Below are 24,376 nucleotides of genomic sequence, written 5' to 3' on the forward strand. Positions count from 1 at the left end.
GTGATTTTTCCCCTTTAAAATACTGGCATTTTTTTTGGAATAACAGTTTACAATAGTATTTAAACGTCATATAATTTAATTAATGAAATATATCTAATTTCAGGAGTTGAGTGCACCGTGCTTGAACGTTTCAAAGGTCATATTTCTGTACACGCCATAACCTGGGGCCAGGAACACATCAAGGCTTTGGAAGAAGCGTCGCAATTGGGGTACCGGGCCATCGAACCCTGGCCGACGTTTGCCTTGACATATGAAGGGAGGGAGACAGAACTTGTTGAACTGCTGGACCGCTACGGCTTGGTGATGAGTGGTTTGTACGGAGGAGCATCAGGTGAAAAGGGCAGAAAATTTTCTGATCCAACTAAACGAGTCAGTATCATTGATCACAATGTGAGATTGGCTCGAATTCTGGCCAAATGCGGAGCGGGACATTTAATTTTTGGACCGGGTGGTCCGAGGGAGAGGCCGACAACGCTTGAGGAATTAAAGATAGCTGCGTCGACAATCAATGAGGCAGCTAAAAGAACCTTTGAGCTTGGCGTAAAAGCTTGTGTTCATCCGCATTTGTGGACAGAACTGCAGGATGAGAACGAACTCGACGCACTTATGGAATATTGTGATCCCGATGTCGTTTTCTTTGCCCCCGACTCGGCGCATCTGACTGGTGCCGGCATGGACCCTGCTGCAGTGGTAAGGAGATATAAGGAGAAGGTTGCTTATGTGCATCTGAAGGATTTGATGCCGAAGGAAGCCCGGGTGGAGGATTTTCCGATGCTAATGGGCAATGAAGCTTTGCCGGTATTCTGCGAGCTAGGGCTCGGCCCGGTACAATTCCTCCCGTTTATGGAGGAATTGGATGCTATTGGATATGATGGATGGGTAACTGTTGAGATCGACAAGTCCACCAGTACTCCTTTCCAGAGTTTGCAGATATGCCGAGATTACGTTGAAAGGGAACTGGGCATTCCGATTCAAGGGGTTCCGGTTACTGAAGATCAAAGGAGAGAACCGCATGAACATGCAGAAGAAAGACCAGCCAATGAATGTTAACGATCCAACTCCAGTTCGAACCAAACCATGGGCGCCGGTTTTCCTCAGTTCAGAAGAATTCGGCGAAGAAGAACGGGAATCGCTTATGAATGTGCTTGAGAAGAAGCGGGTATTCCGGTTTTACAAGCCTGACGTTGCCAATTCCGAAGCCCGCAAGCTGGAACGATTATACCGGGAACGATTGGATGTTGAGCATTGCCTGGTAATGAATTCCGGTACATCGGCGCTTGTTTCCGCCTTGATTGCCGCTGGTGTCGGTCCCGGTGACGAGGTGATCATCCCGGCTTATACCTACATCGCTACAGCGTCAGCTGTTCTGATTGCTCGAGCTGTTCCGGTTATCGTAGAAGTCGACGAATCGCTTACGATGGATCCGAAAGCGATTTCAGCGGCAATTACTCCCTATACCAAGGCGGTAATCCCCGTTCATATGAAGGGGGTGCCTTGTCGGATGGATGAGATCATGGAGATTGCAGAAGAACATGGGTTGGTAGTTATCGAAGATGTAGCTCAGGCCAACGGAGGATCATATAATGGCAAGCCATTGGGTACGTTCGGTCTTGCTGGCTGTTTCAGTTTTCAGCAATTTAAGTTGATCACCTCCGGTGAGGGCGGGATGATGGTTACCAACGATCGCAAGCTTTACAAGCGAGCAAGTATTTATCATGATTCTGCGCTGGCGTTCTGGGGCACTGAGGAAGAGAATATCGATGTCCCCAGTTTTCCAGGCGAGAATTACCGAATGAGCGAAATCAATGCCGCATTGGGTTTAGCACAGTCCAGACGGATTGACCAATTGGTGACGAAGCTGCGGCAAGTTAAGAAGACAATTGTCGATGGAATCCGGGATCTTCCTGAATTGCAGTTGCAAACTATCCCGGATCCCGAAGGCGATGTGTCCTATGTTCTTATCTTCTACCTGAAGGATCAGGAAACTGCTCGATCGTTCTCGGACCAGCTTCGGCTGGAAGGCATCCCGAACGGAACGATCTTCAATAATGGAATTGCCGATCGGCACTTGTATGTCAACTGGGAATACGTGCTGGAGAAACGTGGAATTTCAGATAAAGATAATCCTTGGCAATCACCGCTTTATAAAGGAAATGTACAGTATGATAAAGAGATGTGCCCGAGAACGCTGGATCTCTTCAAACGGGCGATTCTGATTAACCTTCATCAGCAATTGACGTTAGAGGATTGTGATGATGCGATCCGTGCCATCCGCAAGGTTGCGAGGGCACATCGTGATGACACATAAATTCAGGAAAGTCCTGCGCAATTATGACCTATACTTGATTTTGCTTCCGACAATTGTCTATTTTCTGATCTTTGAATACTGGCCGATGTACGGAGTGCAAATCGCGTTTAAGAATTTCTTGGCGATGAAAGGGATTTGGGGAAGTCCTTGGGTCGGATTCGACAATTTCCTGCGGTTCTTCCATTCATTTTACTTCTGGCAGCTAATCCGGAATACGCTTCTAATCAATGTCTATGTATTGATCTTCGCGTTTCCGGTGCCAATTCTGCTCGCTCTGCTATTGAATCAATTGCCGAGCTTGCGCTTCAAACGGTTTGTGCAAACGGTTACGTACGCGCCTCATTTCATTTCGGTTGTCGTGTTGGTCGGCGTACTTTCGTTGCTGCTTTCGCCCAATCACGGCCCGGTCAACAATTTGATCCAACTATTCGGGAGTAAGCCGATCTTCTTCATGGCTGACCCAAGCTGGTTCAGAACGGTCTATATCGCATCCGGCATCTGGCAGACGGCGGGATGGTCTGCAATCATCTATCTTGCGGCATTAACATCGATCAACCCTGAATTGCATGAATCGGCAGTTATGGATGGAGCCAACAAATTTAGAAGAATATTGCATATCGATTTACCGGGAATCATGCCGACGGTGACCATCTTGTTAATTCTGAATATTGGCAGCTTTATGACAGTAGGTTTTGAGAAAGTGTATTTGATGCAGAATCCATTGAATATATCAGCTGCCGAAGTGATCCAGACGCACGTATACAAGACAGGTTTACTGCAAGGTAAGTACAGTTTCGCGACGGCAATTGGGCTGTTCAATTCCGTAATCAATCTGATCCTATTGGTATCGATTAACAAGATTTTGAAGCGTATGGGCAAATCTTCGCTTTGGTAAGGGGATATGCAGATGAAAGTGCAGATGGGTTTTGACAGAGCGTTTGACGTCGTCAATATCGTGCTGATGAGTGTAGTTACCTTGCTTGTTCTCTATCCGCTGTATTTCATCCTGATCTCGTCGGTCAGCGACCCTGTCGCCGTTAATGCCGGCAAGGTCTGGATTTGGCCACAGGGTTTCACTTGGGACGGGTACCGTCAGATTTTCAAAGACCATACTATTTATCTTGGCTATCGCAATTCTTTGTTCTATACCACTGTCGGGACGGCTTTTAATGTCGTATTGACCATTTCTGCGGGGTATGTGCTTTCTAGAAAGGATCTGGTCGGTCGGCATTTCTTTACATTCCTCATCGTTTTCACCATGTTGTTCCATGGGGGGTTGATACCAACATATCTGGTGGTCAAAACATTGGGAATGGTCAATACCGTATGGGCATTGATCATCCCAGGGGCGGTATCGGCATTCTACATCATCGTGGTGCGGACCTACTTTCAGAGTTCCCTCCCCGATGAACTGCTTGAAGCCGCCCAGATCGACGGATGTTCCAATCTGTCGTTTATTGGGAGAATCGTTATACCGCTCTCTGCTCCGATCGTTGCCGTAATGGTGCTTTTCTATGCCGTGAGCCATTGGAATGCCTACTTTGGCGCTTTGATTTATTTGAGGAATTCGAATTTATTTCCGCTGCAACTGGTCTTGCGCCAAATTTTGCTGGCGAATCAGGTTCAGGACCTGGCGATGGATACCGAGAATATGACAGATGTCCTGATGAAGTCGGAATTGATCAAGTACGGAGTCATCATCGTGGCGAGCCTGCCGATGCTGGTGCTGTATCCGTTTCTGCAGAAGTATCTGATCAAAGGTGTTATGTTGGGTTCTATTAAAGGTTAATTATCTCGAATAAAAGGGGTGCTCCCATGAGCAGAAGAAAAGGCCTAATCTGGTTTGTTGCTAGTTTCATGCTAATTTCTTCTTTTTTGACGGCGTGTAGTAAGTCTGGAAACGATGCCCAAAGCAGTCCCTCCGCTGCGGCAACAGTTAAACCGACAGATAATAAACCCGCGACTCCTATTCAATTGAAGGTCACTGCATTGAAACGGCCTGAGGTAACAAAAAAATATAGCGACTTGGATATGGTAAAGAAATTGATGGAAGGAAGCAATGTTCAAGTCGATTGGAGTTTGGTCACTGCGGACAATTGGGGCGAACAGAAAAACCTGATGTTCGCCAGCGGCGATATGCCTGATGCTTTATATGGAGGGAATGTTTTAAACAGTCAGGAAATCGTCAAGTACGGTTCGCAAGGATTGTTGGTTCCGTTGGAAAAATTGATTCCCCTATATGCACCTAATTTTAATAAAATTCTGCAAAAGCGGCCGGAGTACAAGAAAGCCATTACAGCGCCAGACGGCCACATCTATGCCTTGCCTGTCATTGATGAGTCAAAGCACAGGGATGTCTCTGACGCGCTATTCATAAACAAAAAGTGGTTGGATGAAGCAGGATTGGGACTTCCCCAAACGACTGACGACTTCTACAATGCGTTGAAGGCGTTCAAACAAAAAGATCCGAATCGGATTCCTTTTTCATTCATGTTCGGAAACTTGACTTACGGCATTAATTCGATGTTTGGTTCATTTGGAATCTTGGACAGTCCGAGTCATATCACGATTCAAAATGGCAATGTCGTTTTCGCGCCAATACAGCCGGGATACAAAGACGGAATACAATATTTTCGCAAACTTTTCGCTGAAGGTCTGATCGATCCTGAGAGTTTTACACAAGCCTTCAATGTATATTCTGCTAAAATTAAAGATCCGAAGTCACTTGGTTCGGCGGTGTACTGGTCGACCTTTCAAAATTTCCCTGAATTAAGTAAATCGCCGCTTGTTCCTATCTCTCCACTGAAGGGGCCAAATGGCACTCAATTGTGGAATCGCCAGTTGACGAATATCCTTGCTTTCTGCGGATTTGCCATCACTACGGCAAACAAGCATCCGGAGGAAACGTTGCGCTGGATTGATAAATCGTTTGAGGAAGACATGAGTCTCCAAATGTTGGGCGGGCCTTTTGGTGTGACACAGCAATTGCTGGCGGACGGAAAACTTAAGCCGATTCCCGTGCCACAAGGACAAATTTATGCTGAATGGAGACACCAATACACACCAGGTGACCAATCACTGTACGCATCGCTTCAAGAATATGGCGAACGGCAGACTGAAACCACTGTTGGCGTCCAGAACAAATTGGATCAATTACCCTTATATGCGCCTTACCTCCCTAGCGTAGAGAACACCTATCCTGTCATGCTGTTTTCGAGCGAAGAGGTCCAGAAGTTAAGCGATATTTCGTCAGATCTCAACAAGTTTGTCAGTCAAACGATCACCAATTGGATCGTCAAGGGTGGCGTTGAGCAGGAATGGGACAATTATATCAAACAGTTGAAGCAATTGGGCTTGGACCAGTATGTGAAGATCTATACCGATGCTTTCAACCGTTATAAAAAATCCTGATTACATCTAGCGCAGTACAAAAAAACCTTTCGGACGGACGGCCCGAAAGGTTTTTTTGTATGTGCGCAATGGCAATTATTTAGGCGGTACAAAATAGCGAATATAAGGCATCTACAGGCGATAACGCCATCAGAAGTGCAGGTAGCATGAAGTTCAGATTTTGTGGTTATTACGCTCAAGGCTGTTCTCTTCGCCGACGGGCAACACCTGTCGCATAGGCGGCTTCGATAACGGCTTCTTTGACGCGTTCGGCGACATCCGGATGAAAAACACTAGGAATAATGTACTGTTCATTTAACTCGTCCTCGCTTACCGCGGAGGCGATCGCCTTCGCAGCCGCCAGCTTCATTTCTTCCGTGATACGGGAAGCGCGGCAGTCGAGAACTCCACGGAACAGACCGGGGAAGCACAGTACGTTGTTGATTTGGTTGGGATAATCTGAACGGCCGGTGGCCATCACACGCACCAGGTTCTCAGCTTCTTCTGGCATGATTTCCGGGGATGGATTGGCCATCGCGAATACGATGGCATTGGGCGACATGAGTCGGAGGTCATCCTGTGATAAAACACCGGGACCGGAAACACCTATAAACACGTCGGCTCCGGCAATGACGTCACGCAACCGGCCGGTTTCGGCTTGCGGGTTAGTGTGGTTCGCATACCAATTCCAAGCGGGATGATCATATTCGTTTCCGCGAACCAATGCTCCTTGTTTGTCTACGCCGATTATATGGCGTGCGCCCGCCGCGAGTAAAATCTTCGTACAAGCGATACCTGCGGCACCGATGCCCGTAAATACGATTTTGACCGTCTCCAACTTCTTGCCTACCAACTTTAATGCATTGTATAATCCGGCCAGCATTACAACGGCAGTGCCATGCTGGTCGTCGTGAAAAACGGGAATATCCAGTTCCTCAACGAGCCGCTGTTCGATCTCGAAACATCGTGGCGATGAGATGTCCTCGAGATTGATACCCCCGAACGAAGGTGCAATTGCTTTAACGGTTTTGATAATTTCCTCGGGATCTTGGGTGGAGAGACAGATGGGAACGGCGTCCACACCAGCGAACTGTTTGAACAGCATCGCCTTGCCTTCCATCACAGGCATGGCTGCGAGCGGGCCGATGTTGCCCAGTCCCAGCACGGCAGATCCGTCAGAGACCACAGCTACCATATTGCGCTTCACCGTGAGTGTATACGCTCTCTCGGGTCGCTCATGAATGGCCTGACAGATGCGGGCGACGCCTGGAGTATATACCCTCGAAAGGTCATCGCGATTCTTGATGGAAACTTTCGATGTCATCTCGATTTTACCGCCAAGGTGGAGCAGGAACGTCTGGTCGGACACATTGACTACCTGGACTCCCGACAGGCGTTCAACCGCACGGACGACCTGCTCTGTCTCTTGCGAATCCTGCACATTTACTGTAATGTCGCGGGTAGTCGTATGCCGCCCAGAGCGGCTCACATCGATGGCTACGATATCGCCGCCTGCATCGCTGATTGCGGCTGCAATATGCCCGAATGCCGTATGTTTGTGATCGATCTCAAGTCGGAGCACGATAGTGGTCCCTGATCCAATTGACAAAGCCATTTATTTACCCCTTTCGTCGCTGAATGCGGATTTATCTGTTCTTGGTAGGCTTCCTCGTAGATTCGTTCGATCTGTGACGTGTTTTGCGGTCAGGGGGTGTTTTTTTGCAACCGGTAGTGGCTGCGGCGCCTACAGCCAATTTCGGGATCGCTTCCCGCGGTGTGCCGACTTCCTCCAGCGATGATGGTATGCCCATATCGCTAGATGTTGTCAATTCCTGTTACCAGCATGTCGGTCGTTCGAAATTCAGATGCCACGAGCATTAACTCCTTTCCGATTAATTAATTAATCAATTAAATTATATGACAAAAAAAAGACTCTATCAATCCAAATAAATAAACAATTTTGTGTACAAAATACTGTAATAGTTATATACTTTAGTAGTAAAAATATATAATGAAAGGGAGCGAGGAGCGGGGCTCTTTTGCGTTCTGCTTCTCTCATTCAAGGAGAAGAACGATTTGCAGGGAAACAAACGATGCCCCTTATAAGTCCCTATGATTGGGAGTCTTGATCTGGCGGATGAATTAATTATGGTACAAGCAGTGGTTTGTCAAGAGGATTTTGCGCCTGTGGTTTCAGTCATCCCTTTTAATACCGAGGAAGAAGCCGTACGATTGGCCAACAATTTTGAATTCGGTTAGTGCGAGTCAGGATCGAGGAAACTAGGGAAGGGTGGGCGTCATGCAGAATGCTCTGCAAGGAGCAATATTAAAATTTCCTCCGCTTAGCTATGTTGGGAGAGGAGCTTCCTCCCGTCTTGCGGAGGAGGTGCGCCGCTATGAGGCTGGGCGCGTGCTACTGATCGCGGACCAGGCGCTCGTGAAGCTCGGCATGACCGAGCGCCTGGCTGCGCCGATCCGGCAGGGCGGCGTCACTCTGGACGTGTTCGCGGAGATCGAGCCGGAGCCGAGCCTGGCGCTGGCGGAACGGATCGTTGCACACGCTCGCGAGGGCCGTTACGACCTCATCATCGGCCTCGGCGGCGGGAGCGCGCTGGATTTGGCAAAGCTCGCTGCCGTGCTGAGTGCGCACGAGGGGGCGGTGGCCGACTACTTGAACTTGACCGGCGACCGGCGGATCGAGCGGCGAGGCTTGCCCAAGTTGCTCGTGCCCACGACGTCCGGCTCCGGTTCCGAGGTGACAAACATCGCCGTGCTGTCGCTCGCTCACACGAAGGACGTCGTTGTCCACGAGTACCTGAGCGCTGAGGCTGCGATCGTCGACGCCGAGTTGACCGTATCGGTGCCGGCACGCGTGACGGCGGCGACCGGCATGGACGCGATGACGCATGCGATCGAGGCGTATTTGTCCATTCATGCGTCGCCAGCAAGCGATGCACTGGCGCTGAATGCTGTTCGCCTGGGCGGCCGGGCCATCCGGCAGGCCGTGCGGGACGGACGCGACGTGTCCGCTCGCGAGGACATGAGCCAGGCTAGCTATCTCGCCGGACTCGCCTTCTTCAACGCGGGCGTCGCGGGAGTGCATGCGCTGGCCTACCCGCTGGGCGGCCAGTTCCACATGCCGCACGGCGAGGCGAACGCGGTACTGCTGCCGCACGTCATGGCGCGCCTAGCGCCGGCTTGCGGCGAGCGCATGCGCGCCTTGCTGCGCGCGCTGCAGGGCGACAGCGCCACGGGTGCGGACGATCACATAGAAGCAGGCGCAGCGGCCGACGCCTTCGTCGCCGCGCTGCATGCGCTCTCGCGTGACGTCGGCCTGTCTGTAAGCCTGCGCGACTACGGGATCAGCGAGTCCGAACTGGACGCGCTCACCGACGACGCCGGCCGCCAGACGCGGCTGCTCGCCCGCAGCCCGCTCGCCCTTGAGCGGGCGGACATTCGCGCCATCTACGCGGCGGCCTGGCAAGGCAGAGACTAAGGGGGATGCTGACATGACACACAAGCACTTATGGATCGGCGGGCAGGCGGTGGAGGCGAAGGCGTACCGGCCGCTCCACAGCCCTTACTCCGGCGAGCAACTGGTGCTCATCCCGGACGGCGACGCCGACGAGATGGACCGAGCGATCGCCGCGGCTGAGCAAGCCGCGCCGGAGATGGCGCGGATGCCCGCGCACCGGCGCGCCGCCATCCTGGAGCGGCTCGCCGCGCGGCTGAGCGAGCGCGCCGAAGAAGCGGCGGTTCTCTTGGCAAGGGAAGCCGCCAAGCCGATAGCCGTCGCGCGGCTCGAGGTGGCGCGGACGATCGAGACATACAAGTTCTCCGCCGAGGAGGCGAAGCGCATCCACGGCGAGACGCTGGCGCTTGACGCCGCGCCCGGAGGGGAAGGTCGGTTCGGCTACACTATCTATGAGCCGCTCGGGGTGATCGGGGCGATCACGCCGTTCAACTTCCCGCTCAATCTCGTCGCCCACAAGGTTGGCCCCGCGATCGCGACGGGGAACGCCGTCGTGCTGAAGCCGGCGACCCAGACGCCGCTCTCGGCCTACCTGATTGCCGAGCTGCTGCACGAGGCGGGCTTGCCGGCCGGCGCACTCAACATCGTCACCGGGCGCGGCGGCGCCGTCGGAGAGCAGCTTGTCACCGACCCGCGAGTGAAGAAGGTGACGTTCACCGGCAGCCCCGAGGTCGGAGCGGCGATTCGGGCGAAGGCCGGCCTGAAGCGAGTCACGCTCGAGCTTGGCTCAAACTCGGCGCTCATCATCGACCGCAACGCGGCCGTAGACCGGATCGTCGACCGCTGTATCACCGGCGCGTTCTCGTTCCAAGGGCAAGTGTGCATCTCGTTGCAGCGCATCTACGTGCACGAGGCGGTCTACGAACCGTTCGTCCGGCTGTTCGTGGAGCGGACGCAACGGCTCCGGCTCGGCGACCCGCTCGAGGAGTCGACTGACATCTCGGCGCTTATCACGGAGCGGGACGCGATTAGGACCGTAGAGTGGATCCGCGAGGCGGAGGCGAGCGGCGCGACGATCGCCTGCGGCGGTGGGCGGACCGGCAGCCTCGTGCAGCCGACCGTGCTGCTGGATGTGGACGCTTCGATGAAAGTGAGCTGCCAGGAGGTGTTTGCCCCGATCGTGCACATCAACCGGGTGAAGAATATCGACGAAGCGATCGCCGCGGTGAATGATTCGCGCTTCGGCCTTCAGGCCGGCATCTATACGAACGACATCGAGACGGCGATGGATGCTGCAAGCCGTCTGCACGTAGGCGGTGTCATGATCAATGACATTCCGACCTTTCGGGTCGACCAGATGCCGTATGGCGGCGTGAAGGAGAGCGGGATCGGACGCGAAGGGATCCGATTCGCGATGCAGGACATGATGGAGCTGAAGCTCGTTGTCATCAATCGCCAGAGGTAAGGGTGAGAGAAGAGCGATGTAACGCTTCCGGAGTGGCGATTATTAGGGGGGGTTCAAAAAAATCGAGAGAAAAGTTTGTTCGCACATTGGCAATGAAGGCTTTCGTTGTGCAGCGGAGGACATGATGAATCTAAAATTTGGGGGTGAAGCTTCAGTGAAACGAAAATTACTGGCAGCATTCGGCAAAGTGGACATTACGCCTGAAGAGAATGTGAAGCTGAGGGGATACCCCAGCCGGGATTTTGCTGTGGATGTGGCGACTGGCATCTTGGATCGGATTTACGCCAGAGTATTGCTGCTGGACGACGGCGACCGCCGGGTGCTGATTGTTAATGTGGATTCCTGTTCAGCAAATGAGGCGCCGGATCCATCGGGCAATGGATCGCCGAATTATACATTCCCTTACGGCACGGTCCGGAATTGGGCCTCCGTTGCGGGAACCGATGAGATGCATGTCAGTCTGTATGCCACCCATACACATGGAGCCCCAGCCTATTTCTCGGACAAGTACGTTTCACGAATCACGGAAGAGATTAAACGAATTTGCGGCCGCCTTCAACCCGTGTCGGTCATGCATGGGACTGGAACCTGCTCCATCGCGGTGAACCGCAGACCAGACCTCAAGCCAAACTTTACACTTCCCTTGGACCGAACGATGGATGTGCTGGTTCTAGAATCCTCGAATGGTCGCCTCCTGGGCGCCATTGTAACTGCGGCCGTGCATCCGACCGTGCTTTGGAACATCGCGGACCGGGTGACAGCTGATGTTGTAGGGAATGCGGTCAAGCGTTGGGAGGAGGAATTGGGCGATTCTTTCGTCGCGTTGTTCTTCCAAGGCTTCTCCGGTGATGTGGGGCCGCTGGCTGGAGGACCCAAGGGCGGGGAAGTTGGGGATACCTACTTCCTGGTGCAGAGCCTGGGCAAGCTGCTCCTGAGCGATATACGGGACAGCTTGCGGCAATTGCATCCGATCGATGCGGCGCCGCTTGTTGCTTTCAAGGAATCATTGACCTTGCCGACCAAGCCCGGATTTCACGTGGATCACAAGGACGTGACCTTGATGGGCATACGGCTCGGGGAAGCGGCGCTTCTCTCCGCGTCACTGGAAGTTTTCAACGGACATAAGGCTCCAATCCAGGCGGTATCACCTTTCAAGCTGACGATTATGTCGGGAATCGCGAATGGTTACGATGGTTATCTCCCCACCCGGGAAGCATTCGAAGATCAGTTGGGGGGGTATGAGATGAATGTCACACCATACACGGCTGAAGCGACGTCCCCGTTCCAGACCGCTGCAGCGCGGCTGCTGGAGCGGCTTTATCATCAGGATTGCGGGGAAGGAGAAGAGGGTGAGCAAGTTTCCTCATCTGGCGATCTTGAACCCCGACCAGGGGCGAGGTGATGTATGGGACATTCGGACAATCCTTCCGCGTTCACGCCGATTTATTCGTTTTCAAGCTGCCTCGGTCGAATCCGGTTAATCCAGGGGCAGGGGCGCTTTGATCGAATTGATCGATTTTTCTGCTATGTTCGATGCTCTTGTCTTACCGAAAAATGCGAATTTGCGTGAGCATCATCAGAATAACAATTTAACTCCCTACTAGCGTGAGGAATCCATACTTTATTCGTGAGGTGCGCCATGAAGCGACCAAACATTATTCTTATTATGACTGATCAGCAGCGTGGGGATTGTTTGGGCATTGAAGATCATCCTGTGTTGTTGACGCCAAACATGGATAGTATCGCCGGTCAAGGGGCACGCTTTGCCAAATGTTATTCAACGTGTCCTGTTTGCATACCGGCCCGCCGCTCTCTCCTGAGCGGACAATTTCCTTCGACACATGGCATGGTAGGGTATCGGGATGGCGTTTCGGAATGGGATGCACAGGACAGCTTTCCAACTATGTTAAGAAACGCCGGCTACCAGACATATTTGGCCGGACGCAGCATGCACCAGCATCCGGAGCGCAAACGCTACGGTTATGATCATATGGTATTGGGCGGTCCCGACTACAGCCGCTGGCTGAGAAGCCACTTGCCGGTTGACAGTTATCAGGGGGCAGGCGACTACTACAGTTCGGGTATCATGAATATTGATTGGACGGCTCGATCCTGGCCCTATGACGAAGCGCTCCATCAAACGAACTGGACCGTAAACGAAGCCATGCGATTCCTGCAGAATCGAGATCCGTCTTGTCCCTATTTCCTGACGGTTTCCTTCCTGGCTCCACATCCGCCGCTGATTCCGCCGGCTTTTTACCTGGACCGGTATTTGCGGCAGACACTCCTGGAGCCGGCTATCGGCGACTGGGCCGTTCGTCCTGTGAACGGGGGCAAGGGAATGGGAGCCTCAGCGACAAGGGTCGATCTGAGGGGAGAAGCATTGCATTCGGCTCGGGCCGCTTACTACGGGCTGATCAACCATATCGATGACCAGATCCGGCGATTTCTTTATCCGCACGGCAAAGAAGTAGATTTGAAGAACACCATTGTCATCTTTACAAGCGATCACGGGGAGATGCTGGGGGATCATCACTTATGGAAGAAAAGTTTGCCTTATGAGTCGTCGGCACGGGTGCCGCTGCTGATCCAGGCGCCGGAAGCGTACGGAATTCGTCCGGGAACGGTCATTGATAAACCCGTATGCCTGGAAGATATTATGCCGACAATCCTGGAAATGGTCGGGTTGGACATTCCCGGTTCGGTCGAAGGACGCAGTTTGCTGCCTCTGCTTCACGGTGAGCGCATTCATTGGCGATCTCATCTTCATATCGAGCATAGCGAGGGAGTCATTGAGAGGGAACTGACCTTTCACGCATTGACGAACGGAAAAGAGAAGTATATCTGGTTTTCATGGGATGGCAATGAGCAATTTTTTGATCTCGCGGTGGATCCGTCGGAGTGCAGGAATCTGATAGGTCAAGCGGAATTGGGAGAACGAATCGCTCATTGGCGCCGTCTACTTATCGAGGAGCTGAAGGATCGGCCGGAAGGGTTCAGCGACGGTAGTCAGCTGATTCCCGGCCGACCGTACCTTCCGGTTATGCCTTCTTCTCAAATTTGAAAGGAGGCACTCCGGGTTCCGCTGGAAGCAGAAGGCAGTTTCCCTCTATCCTTATGGTGTGCGAGTGTACCGATCTCATAGAGAACTTTGACAGGAAAGATTGCAGTGCGGTATGGCGCGAACGCATGGTGCGTGAAATAGCCGTCAGGCCAGAAGGATTTGTCATAGACGGTTGGTTGGTCGCAGGACAGCCTTATCCGGTTATATTTAACCTAACAAGCTAATGAGGAGAAACTATACGATGAAAATTACCAAAGTTGAGGCTATCCCAGTCCGTCAGAAAACGAATATCGCTTTGATCAACGACAGCGCACAAGACGGGATCATTATCAAGGTATATACAGATGAAGGCATTACGGGATACGGTGAAGTCGATTCGGCGCCTTGGGTGGTCAAATCGATCATCGAATCGCCTTCGTCGCATCGAATCTGCCAGGGACTTGGCGAAATGATTATTGGCGAGAACCCGTTCGATATTGAAGCTATCTGGAACAAAATGTATGTCGGCAGCACTTTTTATGGAAGAAGAGGAGTTGTCATTCACGCCATGAGCGGGCTCGACATCGCGCTTTGGGATATTGTGGGCAAGGCTTTAAACAAACCTATATACCAATTATTGGGCGGAGCACAACGTGACAAGGTGAGAGCGTATGCAAGTACACTAATGCCATATACGCCGGAGGAAGCTTATGCCGAAACCAAGAAGTGGGTTGACCATGGCTACACCGCGATAAAACTTGGATGGGGCGGATTCGAGCAGGGCAATCGGGAGATTGTCGAACTGGTCAAGGCTTCGCGCGCTGCGGCAGGTTCGAGCGTGGACCTGCTGTTCGATCTGGGATTCATTCCATCCGACGATCATCCGATCGACGCAGCCTCCCGTCGGCAGCTCATCAAGGAACTCGAGCCTTATCAACCCTACTGGATCGAGGAACCCCTGTATCCTGACGACTATGACGGTTACCGTAAATTGGCAGATTCAACTCATATCCGCATAGCCGGCGGAGAGAACGAAACCACCTTCTTTGGCTTTCGGGAGTTGATTGAAAAAGGAGGTGTGGACGTTGTACAGCCGGATGTGACCCGTTGCGGCGGATTGACAGAAGCCAAAAAAATCGCGCAATTCGCACAAGCTCATCACGTAACCTGCGTCCCCCACGCTTGGAGCAGCGGCATCGTCGTGGCCGCCTCCCTGCATTTGGTCACCGCTATTCCGAATGGTTCATTGCTTGAATACTGCGTTGCGGAAACCCCTATTCGACAGGAACTACTGCAAAGTGATGTTTCGGTCGTCGATGGGTATGCGAAGATAACCGATAAACCTGGCTTAGGGATAGAACTGAATGAAGAAGCTTTGGAAAAATATCGTTGCGACAGATGAAAAATGGAGGGATTGGCTATGGTAGCGGTGACGAGTTATTTGTATGAGAAGCTGACTTGGGAAGAGATTAATGTTGCCATACGGGAGAACCGCGTAATTCTGATTCCAATTGGCTCGACCGAACAACATGGAAGACATCTGCCCATGGAAGTGGACAATTTCTTGGCCCGTCAAGTATGTCTTGGTGCGGCAGAGAAGATTCCCGACCAGGTGTTAGTCATGCCGAATGTCAATTACGGCTTCAATACTCACGTCATGGACTTCCCGGGTCAGATAACAGTCAACGGAAGTACCTTTATACAGTATGTGCTGTCGGTGACCAAAAGTCTTGCTTACCATGGGTTTAGACGAATCATATTAGTAAATGGCCACGGGTCGAACATGCCATTTCTCGATATCGCTGCCAGGCAGACGATATTGGAAACGAAAGGGAAGACGCAGTGTATGGCCTTGATTCATACAAATCTAGCAACGGATGTCGCCGGGGAAATTCGAGAATCAGAAATCGGCGGCATGGCGCATGCTTGCGAATGGGAAACTTCGATGTATCTTCATCTGGCGGAGCAGGAAGTCCGGAAAGACAAGCTCCAGGACGAAATTCATCCGAAGACGGAATTTATCTGGAGCGATATTCAGAAAAAGTCGCCGGTGCTCTATACCCCATGGACGTCCAGCGTGACGGAATCCGGTGTGTCGGGGGCCGCCAAGGTGTCAACGAAGGAAAAGGGGAAGATTTTGTACGAGACCGAGGTCGAACGATTGGCCCGACTCGTAATCGAGTTTAAGGCAAGACCGGACTATCCGCGGCGTGACCAGCATGAACAGCCGGTCGATGTGGATTTGGAATCATTGTTGGGATTCTGACTAGCCTGACGGCTTCGGGAATATGGGGAGGACGAGATGAACAATACCGAAATGTGTTCGAAACCGAATGTGTTGTTGATTACGGTAGATCACTGGCCGGGAAACCTCTTGGGCTGTGAAGGCCATGAAGAGGTGAAGACGCCGACCTTGGACGCTTTGGCGAGATGCGGCGTCCGTTTCTCCCGGGCCTACAGCCCTACGCCCGTATGTATTCCTGCCCGTCGGGAGCTCATGACGGGTCTCAGCGCTAGAACCCATGGGGATCGGTCGTTTCAAGAACAGTTGGAGATGCCTCTAGTTACGTCCATGCCCCAGGCGTTTCGCGATCAGGGATACCAAGCCTTCGCAGCCGGCAAGTTGCACGTCTACCCTCAGCGCTCCCGTATAGGCTTTGATGACGTGATCCTGAACGAGGAAGGACGCAAGGTGAACTTTCCGTACGAGATGCGGGAGGACGACTACACCCGGTTTATCAATCGCGCAGGGCATGCCGGAATGGACTACGCCCACGGCATGTCCAACAACAATTATCTCGTCAGGCCCTGGCATTTGCCGGAAGAACTGCACCCCACCTTCTGGACAGTCGCCCAGACATGCGAGCAGATCCTGCGGCTCGATCCGGGCAGACCGGCATTCTGGTATTGCGGATTTTCAGCACCCCATCCGCCGCTAGTGCCTCCTCAGGTGTTTCTCGATATGTACCGTGACGCCGAGCCGGAACTGCCCGCTATCGGAGAGTGGGCCAGGCAGTTCGAGGATTTGCCTTATGCCTTGAAATACTACAGCAGCCTGTACGACCTTCGGACAGACAAGTCGATTCGAGATGCGTTAAGGGGCTTCTATGCTTCGTGTACGCAGATCGACCATGCCATCCGCTTGATCATCGGCACGCTGCGCGAGGAAAAGTTGCTGGACAATACAATCATCGCCTTTGTATCGGATCATGGAGACATGCTGGGGCGTCATGGACTTTGGGCCAAGAATGTATTTTACGAACCGTCTTGCCGGGTGCCGCTGCTCATCGTTCCTACACTGGAGGATACGACGTTCGGATTCAACGCAACAGACGACCGCTTGGTCGAGTTGCGGGACATCATGCCCACACTGCTGGAGATGTGCGGTCTGGACATCCCGGACTCGGTGGAAGGATTCTCACTGGCCAATCGGCAGAATCGGCGGGATGAAGTTTACGGTGAGCTCTGGGAAGACAACCGCGCTACCCGCATGATTCGTACGGAACGCTACAAACTGGTTTATTATGCCTTGGGCAACCGGATCCAATTGTTCGACCTGCAAGAAGATCCTCTGGAGTTGAACGATCTTGCAAATGATTCTTCATACAAGGAAGTGATCAGGGATTTGACGGACAGGCTAATGTCGCGGCTCTATGGCCATGATTTGCAATGGGTAGTAGAAGGAGCGCTTACAGGGCAACCTGACCAACCTTTCGACTTACTACCGGTCCATCCGAATTGCGGCGTCTTAAAAAATCGGGACCTGCTCATTCAGAGGGGATTGCGATAGTGTATGACAAAATTAATCTCTTTCTATAAATATTATGGCTAGTCATTGCAAATCTGTAACGATTACAGGAGGATCCGAATGCCTTAATTGGGCATACGGATCTGTGGGGGAAGGGGGTTGAGTAGTAGACTGACGACTACTCGACCAGCCCTAATCGGCAGGGAAACACAATCGATGTGGTAGCAGAATTCGTCCGGGCTTGCCAGAAGTACGTTTTGATGCCAGGGCTCGATTATTGCTCTTCTGACATTCAACTCAGGTTCGAATCGGTGACGCGTTCAGATGTCGGAATTGTCCGGATAACTGGAATCAGCTTGATGAACTGCAGACGCAGTACGACCCGAACGGCGAAGTGTGTATCGATATTCCGAGTGTGTTGCCTTGCGAATACCTCGCAGCGCTATGTCGAGCTGTTGCTGCGGTAAGAGGCGGATTTGGTCAAGCAGGAGCTCTACATATTAATGCGATGATGACGGCGACATGACGTTTGATACACAAACAAATGATGTTACGACACTATCGACAATCGATGGACTCGCTGCAAGTTGTGACAGGTATTCCCTACATTATTATGGCGGCAAGCGTGGTCGCGGTACCGATCAAACACCGGTGCTAGTCAGTGTTTCGTTGAATAAGCAAGGTGTACCGCAATTCGTTCAAATTGCAAGTGATCCCCAATGTAAAAGGGAAACGATAATCGACATTGCTCAGCGCAGTATCGAGCCGGGCGCAACGATCAGCTGTGACGCTTACCGTTCCTACAACACCTCATGACGCCGGATAAGAAGCCATTCTTCGCCGGCACGTATTATCCCCAGCATCGCAAACATGGTCAATATGGGATGACGGACATCTTGCCGCCGATTGCGGCCAAGTGGGCTGAGGATCGGGAGCGGGTGGAGCAACTGGATCTGGCCTATTAGCTAGCAGCAGAACCCAAATGCAAAAAGTGCATCTATTTCAGCCCTAGAGGGCCGATATCCACTAATAGATGCGTAAACTGCAGCTAATTCACTACATTTCCCCAAGCTTCGGCTTTTCGTGGGAAATTAGCTGCACTTTCTGCAAATACCGGTCAGCTTCGGTTTTTCGGGGAACATTAGCTGCACTTTTGGCAGCACAAAAAAACCACCCAGACCCTTTTATCGGCTGGGTGGTTCTCTTTTCCTTACTTGTACTGCAGCATCGTCTTCCACATATCGGCCGACTCGTACCCGAGGCGCCAGGCGGCGACGCCGGCGAGGTCGTACTTCTTGGCCAGCACCAGCCGAGCCTTGACCGTATCCTCGTTCTCGAGCCAGAGCACGTACCGATATTCGCCTTCGTAATAGTCGATCCGGTACTGGTTGAACGACGCGTCCCATTGGGTCGTCGCTTTCTTCGAGGCGATGAGCGCCGGGATATCCTTCATAAAGATGGCGCGATTGCTGACCAGCGCGCCGCTTGCGTCGATTTTCCACTCCCGCACATAATACGGGATGCCGAGAATCAGCTTCTCGCGCGGAATGCCGTAGCTCAGAAACTCCTGCACGCCTTCCTCGGCCCATTGCAGGCCCGATACGGAGCCCGCCACCGGGCTGCCGGAATAGTGCTGATCATACGCCATCGTGATGATGTAATCTACCACGCCGGCGAGCTTCTGATGATCGAATGCCGACAGATGGTTCCACTTGATGCTGCCCCGCGGCAGATCGATTGAGACGATCAGCCCTTTCGCACGCGCCGCAGAGGACAGGTTAGTGACGAACGTCGACAAGGCCGCGCGGTCTTTGCCGGCGATGTTCTCGAAATCGATGTTGATGCCGTGTACCCCAAGCTGCACGGAGCGGTTCACAAGCGCATTGATAAACTTCGTCTGCGCCGCCGGATTGGTCAGGAACTGTGAGGTGAGCGCAGCATCGAATTGATTGCTGACGAGCGGATGGACGGCGTAGCCGCGGCTTTTCAGCCAGTTGACCGTTTCTACGCTGGACGTATCCTTCAGGTTGCCTTCGGCATCGGCCAACTGGAACCAAGTCGGAGAGTCTACGTCGAGGCCCGTCGTATTGTTCACCTGCGCCTGGATCGTGCTCATCGCGGAGGACCCGTTCCAGCCCCAGAACTGCAGCTTGCGGTAGTTGTTCCACAGCTTCTGTCCGTCATACGTGCGTACCGAGGCTTGCGTATAATGAGAGGCATAGTAGAGAGCATCCGGCAACGATTTGTGCTCACTCACATAATTCTCGTTCTGGTAGACGCGGTAGAAGCCATAATTATTCCATATTTCTTTGCCGTCTACTTTGATCGAGATGAACAAGAACCATTGGGACCAGGCGATCGCATCGTCCATGTTGACGAATTCGTTCACGAGCCTGCCGCTTTGGTACACTTTCACCGTTTTGGCGTTGGCGTACACGGTCTTTTTGTTGTCGATCCGCTCCACGCGGGAATTTTCCCATCTCAGAGCTTCATTAACCGCATCTTCCAAATAAGCGAATTGCCAATCGGGCTGCGTATATGTATCTTGGAACACCCGATATTGCACCGCGCCTGCGCGGAGGTTCACTTTCTCAGCCGGGGCGATGTTGTCCCATACCCAGCGGTTAGTCGTCATATCGATGACATGCAGACCGGTGTAGTAAGGCGCCAGCCAGGTCGCTTCTTGCAGCGTGGCGAATTCCCAGCTGTCGAGCGTAATCTCGCCTTGCATCAAGCGGTAGCGCGGATAATTGTTCCACACCCAGCCGGTTCCTTGGAGATCGCGGACGCTCGTATGGTCCCATTTCTTCGCTTCGGCGATCGCGGCGTCGAGACTGGCAAACTCCCAACCCAGCCGCGTCGTATCTTTCTGATAGATTCGATAGCGAGGGAAATTGCTCCACACCCAGCGGCGGCTACCGATTTCCTCCACATAGCTGTTGTTGAACCATTGCGCGTATTGAATCGCTTGCTGCAGGTTCGAGTACTCGTTCAGCGCGACGTCGTTCTGGTACACCCTGTACTTCGTCGTCAGATCGTCTGCGGATACCGTGGCGGGGATTAGCAGGACGAGCGACAACAGGAGGGCTACAAGGGTCCTGCTTCTTCTCATGATCACTCCTCTTTCTTCTAGGACTCTATTAAATTATAACGTACGGGGCGGCAAATAGTTGCGATGGCAAATGTTACAGTTTGGGCCAAGCAGAGCTGGAGAGGGAGGATGGAGAAAAAAGAAAGACACCCTCGCGGGTGCCTTCCTGAAACATATATCAGACAATGTCGGCGAACATCTCGTCTTCGATGTCCAGTCGAATCTGGCTGCGGTAGACGCGCTGGTCGTACTGCTTCAGCACGTAGCGCTCGATCGCCTCCAGCATATTGGCCTCGATCAGCACTTGATTGCGGCCTTCGGCCACAACCTCCGCGGAGTATCCCAGTTCCTCGTCCCACATCAGCTCTACATGAACCTGAGTCGGGGAAATCTGCTTGCGTTCGGCGATGTGCATGCAGATGGCATTCACGATCTCCTGTTCGCTAAGCCTCATTCCTGAAACCTCTTCTTGGGCGGCTCATTGCGTCTCTTAAAGTAGGCGAAGACGGCGCGAATGACCATAATCAAGGCGATAATCGCCAGAACATTCACCAGCATGCCGAGCATATCGCCGAAGAAGCCCATGCCGCCGAACATGCCGCCGAACAGCATACCGGCCAATCCGCCGATCATCAAGCCCTTCATCAAGCTTCCGCCGCTGAAAAAGCCGCGGTTCGTCGTTGCCGCACCCGTACCCGCCGTGTTCGTCGGGTTCGTCTTCGTAACGCCGCTGTCCTTGGAAGGCTTGGTAGGCGAGTAGGATTTGCTAGGAGCTTTGTAGCTTTTCTTAGCTGCCTCCACCGAGCTCGGTGCGCTGAAGGAGACGACCACGAGGCAAGCCATCAAGATCAGCAATAGTTTTTTCATCGTTCTGTTACCCTCCATTTAGGTGCAAATATATTTTTGGTGCTACTCTTACTACGCATATCCTGATCCACGGTTTCATTTTTTATAACTAATTATGTGCTATAATGAGAAAAAAATTAGGATCATTGGTATAGAAGGAGTTTCGCATGACCCTTTACCCGGAACCATACATACAATACCTGGTGCATTTTCACGGCGACCGGGATTGGTTCGAATGCCATGAGCTTCTCGAGGAATATTGGAAGGCGCACCCGGAAGATCCGAAGAGTCGCACTTGGGTCGGGCTTATTCAAGTGGCGGTCGGGTTGTATCATGAGCGTCGGGGCAATCGGAGAGGTGCGGTGAAAATGCTGAAAAGCGCCGAGCTCAATCTGAACGCCCAACATATGGCGGAGCTGGGACTGAAAGCGGAAGCAACATTCCGCTCGGTAATGGAGCGCCGCCAGCTAGTAGAGGCCGGGGTAACGATTGGAGAACGATTCCTGGATTTGAATTTGACGATCGCCGATCCGGAGCTGCTGCGGAAATGTCTCACCGTTTGCTCCGAGCAAGGGTTGATCTGGGGAGCGCCCAGCCAACTCGAGAACGAGGAGCTCATTCATCGGCATACTCGCCGGGACCGTTCGGACGTCATCGCCGCTCGTGCGGCGGAAGCGGAGCGGAGAAGACAGATGAGGCAAAGGGGAAGTTCGAGATGAGTATCGGAACGAAGCTGAATCCGATCGTCGTCGTGGACGATGAACCGCATATTACCGAAGTGATCCGGTTGTATCTGGAGCATGCCAATTACGAGGCCGTCATCATCCACAATTGCGAGGAGACGATGTCGTACTTGAGCGGATCGCTCTCGCCGTCGCTCCTGATCCTGGATGTGATGCTGCCCGACGGCTCCGGCTTCGAGCTGATCTCTCGCATTCGCAGCATGGAAGGGCCGACCGGCCAAGTGCCGATCATTTTCCTGACGGCGAAGGGCGAGCCGATGGACAAGCTGCGCGGGTTCAATCTCGGAGTGGACGATTACATCGTCAAGCCGTTCGACCCGAACGAGCTGATCGCCCGGATCAAGGCGGTGCTGCGGCGAGCTTCGAATGCCGGCGGCGGCCGCTCGTCCGACGACCCGCGGGAGGCTTCTGGCAGCAGCAAGCCCAGGGTGCTGGACATCGGCGAGCTCTCGATCGATTTGCAGCGCTACAAGGTGACGATCGAAGGGCAGCGGATCGACTTGACGCCGAAGGAAATCGAGCTGCTTTATTTTTTGGCGACGAACCCGAACCGGGTGTACACCCGCGAAGATTTGCTGCTGCATGTGTGGAAGTTCGACTTTAGCGGAGGCACGCGGACAGTGGACGCCCATGTGAAAAATTTGCGGAAGAAGCTTGGCCTTCATAGAGGCTGGAGCATCGAGACGCTGTGGGGAGTCGGCTACTCCTTCGAGGTGAAGGCTCATGGTTGAGCGGCTGAAGCGAAGCTTGTATTTGAAATTATTTCTCTCTTTTCTTGCTACATGCGTGCTGTTATTCGTCGCCCTCGCCGTGTTCTGGAACTTCTATTTCTCGGATCTGTTCTATAAGGAGAAAAAAGAGTTGCTGCAAGCCCGCGCCGCCGAGGTTGACAAGCTGCTTACTCCGCTGCAGGAGGGGGTCATCTCCATTCGCGAGCTTCGTCTCGGACTGCGCATTCTCGGCCGCAGCTTCAACGGCCAAGTGTGGATCGTCGACCAGAAGGGAACGATACTGTATAGCTCGCTGGAGCGCGAAGGGATGCTCATCCCGAAAACGATGGACACCTTGTTCCTGGAAGCGATGCGCGGCAAGTCCGGCTATTCGACCGCCGTTATCGCCCAAGGCGCCAAAACGAACGAGCATGTGCTGACCTATTACTCGCTGATCAACTTGAACGACAGCCCGGCTGTGCTGTTCCTGCATACCCCGGCCGAGGAGATCAGCGAGGCGGTGCAGGCGGTGCGCTGGAACATCGTCGTGCCGCTTATGTTCTCGCTGCTTGCCGTCGGCGTCATCCTGTTCACGCTGTCCCGCCGGCTCGCCGGGCCGCTGAGGCAGATGAACGCGACGGCGCTGGCGATGGCGGAGGGCGACTTCAGCAAACGCGTGCAGATCATTTCGGGCGACGAGATCGGGCAGCTCGCCAGCAGCTTCAACTTCATGGTCGATCAGCTCGAGCAATGGGAAGATTCGCGCAAGGATTTTCTCGCGAACGTCTCGCACGAGCTGCGCTCCCCCCTGACGACGCTGCGCGGATTCATCGTGGCGATGAACGACGGCGTCATTCCGGCGGAGCGGTATCCGCATTACTTGCAGATATGTGACTATGAAGTGCAACGGCTGCAGCGGCTCGTCACCGATCTGCTTGATCTGGCGCGCATCCAGAACGGCTCCGACGTGTTCCGCGCCGTCCCGCTGGACGTGACGCAGCGCACGGAGGAGGTGCTCGATTGGCTGCTGCCCTCGTTCCAGAGCAAGCAGCTGGCCATCCATGTCCGGCTGCCGCATCCGTCGGAGCCGCCGATCATTTGCCTGCTCGATCCGGACCGATACGCGCAGATCGTGCAGAACTTGCTCTACAACGCCATCCAGTTTACGCCGCAGGCGGGGCGGATCGATGTCATTATGGAGTCGACCGTCGATCAGTTCCGGCTCACGATTCGGGATACGGGCATCGGCATGTCGGAGGACGAGATGCAGCGTATCTGGGACCGCTTCTTCAAGGCGGATCGCTCCCGCGGCGAACGGACCGACGGCACCGGGCTCGGGCTCACGATCGTCAAACATCTCGTCACCGGCCTGAAGGGCTATATCGATGTGTCGAGCTCGGTCGGCCATGGCACCGAGTTTCGGGTCACCTTCCCTCTGTATCGGGATGAGGAAGCGGCTTAACACGTACACCACGCAACCATCAGAGAGACTCTCCCTGGTGGTTTTTTCAACGGATAAGAAATCAGCAGCCGTGGAGCCGCCTCGCAGCAACGGTGTCT

Annotated in this window: 22 protein-coding genes; 18 read left to right on the plus strand and 4 right to left on the minus strand. The window is 53.2% G+C overall.

The window, feature by feature from the left end; genetic code table 11:
- Window positions 1-117 precede the first annotated feature (117 nt).
- Genes PKO02S_RS13200 through PKO02S_RS13220 form a run of 5 tightly spaced genes read left to right on the plus strand, consistent with a single transcriptional unit; the run spans window position 118 to window position 5,719 of the window.
- Entirely contained in the window at window positions 118-1,050 is a 933-nt protein-coding gene (locus PKO02S_RS13200; protein ID WP_127583475.1) for a sugar phosphate isomerase/epimerase family protein, read from the plus strand.
- Window positions 1,013-2,308 (plus strand): DegT/DnrJ/EryC1/StrS family aminotransferase, encoded by a 1,296-nt coding sequence (locus PKO02S_RS13205; protein WP_127583477.1) that lies wholly within the window; start codon window positions 1,013-1,015, stop codon window positions 2,306-2,308. The genes PKO02S_RS13200 and PKO02S_RS13205 overlap by 38 nt, the downstream gene beginning before the upstream one ends.
- The gene (locus PKO02S_RS13210; RefSeq protein ID WP_246066972.1) at window positions 2,298-3,203 is read left to right on the plus strand and encodes an ABC transporter permease; all 906 of its coding nucleotides are present in this window, start codon (window positions 2,298-2,300) and stop codon (window positions 3,201-3,203) included. The genes PKO02S_RS13205 and PKO02S_RS13210 overlap by 11 nt, the downstream gene beginning before the upstream one ends.
- Window positions 3,204-3,215: 12 nt before the next feature.
- On the plus strand, window positions 3,216-4,097 hold the full coding sequence (locus PKO02S_RS13215; RefSeq protein WP_307720021.1) for a carbohydrate ABC transporter permease: 882 nt from the start codon (window positions 3,216-3,218) through the stop codon (window positions 4,095-4,097).
- 26 nt (window positions 4,098-4,123) lie between these two features.
- A complete protein-coding gene (locus PKO02S_RS13220) occupies window positions 4,124-5,719 on the plus strand; it encodes an extracellular solute-binding protein (protein WP_127583483.1) in 1,596 nt (531 codons plus the stop codon).
- A gap of 175 nt (window positions 5,720-5,894) precedes the next feature.
- Here the strand turns inward: PKO02S_RS13220 and PKO02S_RS13225 are convergent, their stop codons facing one another.
- On the minus strand, window positions 5,895-7,313 hold the full coding sequence (locus tag PKO02S_RS13225) for an NAD-dependent malic enzyme (RefSeq protein ID WP_127583485.1): 1,419 nt from the start codon (window positions 7,311-7,313) through the stop codon (window positions 5,895-5,897).
- Window positions 7,314-7,846: 533 nt separating this feature from the next.
- Here PKO02S_RS13225 and PKO02S_RS13230 point away from each other — a divergent pair.
- The 10 genes from PKO02S_RS13230 to PKO02S_RS13275 all read left to right on the plus strand — a co-directional run bounded on the left by PKO02S_RS13230 (window position 7,847) and on the right by PKO02S_RS13275 (window position 18,391).
- Entirely contained in the window at window positions 7,847-7,957 is a 111-nt protein-coding gene (locus PKO02S_RS13230; protein ID WP_246066983.1) for an aldehyde dehydrogenase family protein, read from the plus strand.
- Window positions 7,958-8,009: 52 nt separating this feature from the next.
- Window positions 8,010-9,194, plus strand: coding sequence for an iron-containing alcohol dehydrogenase (locus tag PKO02S_RS13235; RefSeq protein ID WP_127583523.1), 1,185 nt, complete (start codon window positions 8,010-8,012; stop codon window positions 9,192-9,194).
- A gap of 13 nt (window positions 9,195-9,207) precedes the next feature.
- The gene (locus PKO02S_RS13240) at window positions 9,208-10,635 is read left to right on the plus strand and encodes an aldehyde dehydrogenase family protein (protein WP_127583489.1); all 1,428 of its coding nucleotides are present in this window, start codon (window positions 9,208-9,210) and stop codon (window positions 10,633-10,635) included.
- A gap of 154 nt (window positions 10,636-10,789) precedes the next feature.
- The gene (locus PKO02S_RS13245) at window positions 10,790-12,037 is read left to right on the plus strand and encodes a hypothetical protein (protein WP_127583491.1); all 1,248 of its coding nucleotides are present in this window, start codon (window positions 10,790-10,792) and stop codon (window positions 12,035-12,037) included.
- 237 nt (window positions 12,038-12,274) lie between these two features.
- On the plus strand, window positions 12,275-13,699 hold the full coding sequence (locus tag PKO02S_RS13250) for an arylsulfatase (RefSeq protein ID WP_127583493.1): 1,425 nt from the start codon (window positions 12,275-12,277) through the stop codon (window positions 13,697-13,699).
- Between the two features lie 241 nt (window positions 13,700-13,940).
- Window positions 13,941-15,080, plus strand: coding sequence for a mandelate racemase/muconate lactonizing enzyme family protein (locus PKO02S_RS13255; protein WP_127583495.1), 1,140 nt, complete (start codon window positions 13,941-13,943; stop codon window positions 15,078-15,080).
- 18 nt (window positions 15,081-15,098) lie between these two features.
- Entirely contained in the window at window positions 15,099-15,944 is an 846-nt protein-coding gene (locus PKO02S_RS13260) for a creatininase family protein (RefSeq protein ID WP_164821435.1), read from the plus strand.
- A 36-nt stretch (window positions 15,945-15,980) separates the two neighbouring features.
- Window positions 15,981-17,468, plus strand: a complete 1,488-nt coding sequence (locus PKO02S_RS13265; RefSeq protein WP_127583499.1) for a sulfatase-like hydrolase/transferase — start codon at window positions 15,981-15,983, stop codon at window positions 17,466-17,468.
- A gap of 480 nt (window positions 17,469-17,948) precedes the next feature.
- Window positions 17,949-18,242: a transposase gene (locus tag PKO02S_RS13270; protein WP_373865210.1), complete on the plus strand. Its 294-nt coding sequence runs from the start codon at window positions 17,949-17,951 to the stop codon at window positions 18,240-18,242.
- Complete coding sequence (locus tag PKO02S_RS13275) at window positions 18,239-18,391, plus strand: DUF255 domain-containing protein (protein ID WP_127583501.1); 153 nt, start codon at window positions 18,239-18,241, stop codon at window positions 18,389-18,391. The genes PKO02S_RS13270 and PKO02S_RS13275 overlap by 4 nt, the downstream gene beginning before the upstream one ends.
- A 245-nt stretch (window positions 18,392-18,636) precedes the next feature.
- Here the strand turns inward: PKO02S_RS13275 and PKO02S_RS13280 are convergent, their stop codons facing one another.
- The 3 genes from PKO02S_RS13280 to PKO02S_RS13290 form a co-directional block, all read right to left on the minus strand.
- A complete protein-coding gene (locus PKO02S_RS13280; RefSeq protein ID WP_127583503.1) occupies window positions 18,637-20,538 on the minus strand; it encodes a glycosyl hydrolase family 18 protein in 1,902 nt (633 codons plus the stop codon).
- Window positions 20,539-20,695: 157 nt separating this feature from the next.
- Complete coding sequence (locus tag PKO02S_RS13285) at window positions 20,696-20,971, minus strand: DUF2653 family protein (RefSeq protein WP_127583505.1); 276 nt, start codon at window positions 20,969-20,971, stop codon at window positions 20,696-20,698.
- A complete protein-coding gene (locus PKO02S_RS13290) occupies window positions 20,968-21,384 on the minus strand; it encodes a preprotein translocase subunit Tim44 (protein WP_127583507.1) in 417 nt (138 codons plus the stop codon). Before PKO02S_RS13290 ends, PKO02S_RS13285 begins: the two co-directional genes overlap by 4 nt.
- A 146-nt stretch (window positions 21,385-21,530) precedes the next feature.
- Here PKO02S_RS13290 and PKO02S_RS13295 point away from each other — a divergent pair, with 146 nt between their 5' ends.
- From PKO02S_RS13295 to PKO02S_RS13305, 3 genes are read left to right on the plus strand one after another with little or no spacing between them, the layout of a single operon-like run.
- Complete coding sequence (locus tag PKO02S_RS13295; protein ID WP_127583509.1) at window positions 21,531-22,082, plus strand: DUF309 domain-containing protein; 552 nt, start codon at window positions 21,531-21,533, stop codon at window positions 22,080-22,082.
- Window positions 22,079-22,837 (plus strand): response regulator transcription factor, encoded by a 759-nt coding sequence (locus PKO02S_RS13300; protein ID WP_127583511.1) that lies wholly within the window; start codon window positions 22,079-22,081, stop codon window positions 22,835-22,837. Before PKO02S_RS13295 ends, PKO02S_RS13300 begins: the two co-directional genes overlap by 4 nt.
- Window positions 22,830-24,278 (plus strand): sensor histidine kinase, encoded by a 1,449-nt coding sequence (locus tag PKO02S_RS13305; protein WP_127583513.1) that lies wholly within the window; start codon window positions 22,830-22,832, stop codon window positions 24,276-24,278. Before PKO02S_RS13300 ends, PKO02S_RS13305 begins: the two co-directional genes overlap by 8 nt.
- The last annotated feature ends 98 nt before the right edge of the window (window positions 24,279-24,376 follow it).

The sequence above is a fragment of the Paenibacillus koleovorans NBRC 103111 genome, assembly GCF_004000845.1.
GTDB classification, from domain to species: domain Bacteria; phylum Bacillota; class Bacilli; order Paenibacillales; family NBRC-103111; genus Paenibacillus_AA; species Paenibacillus_AA koleovorans.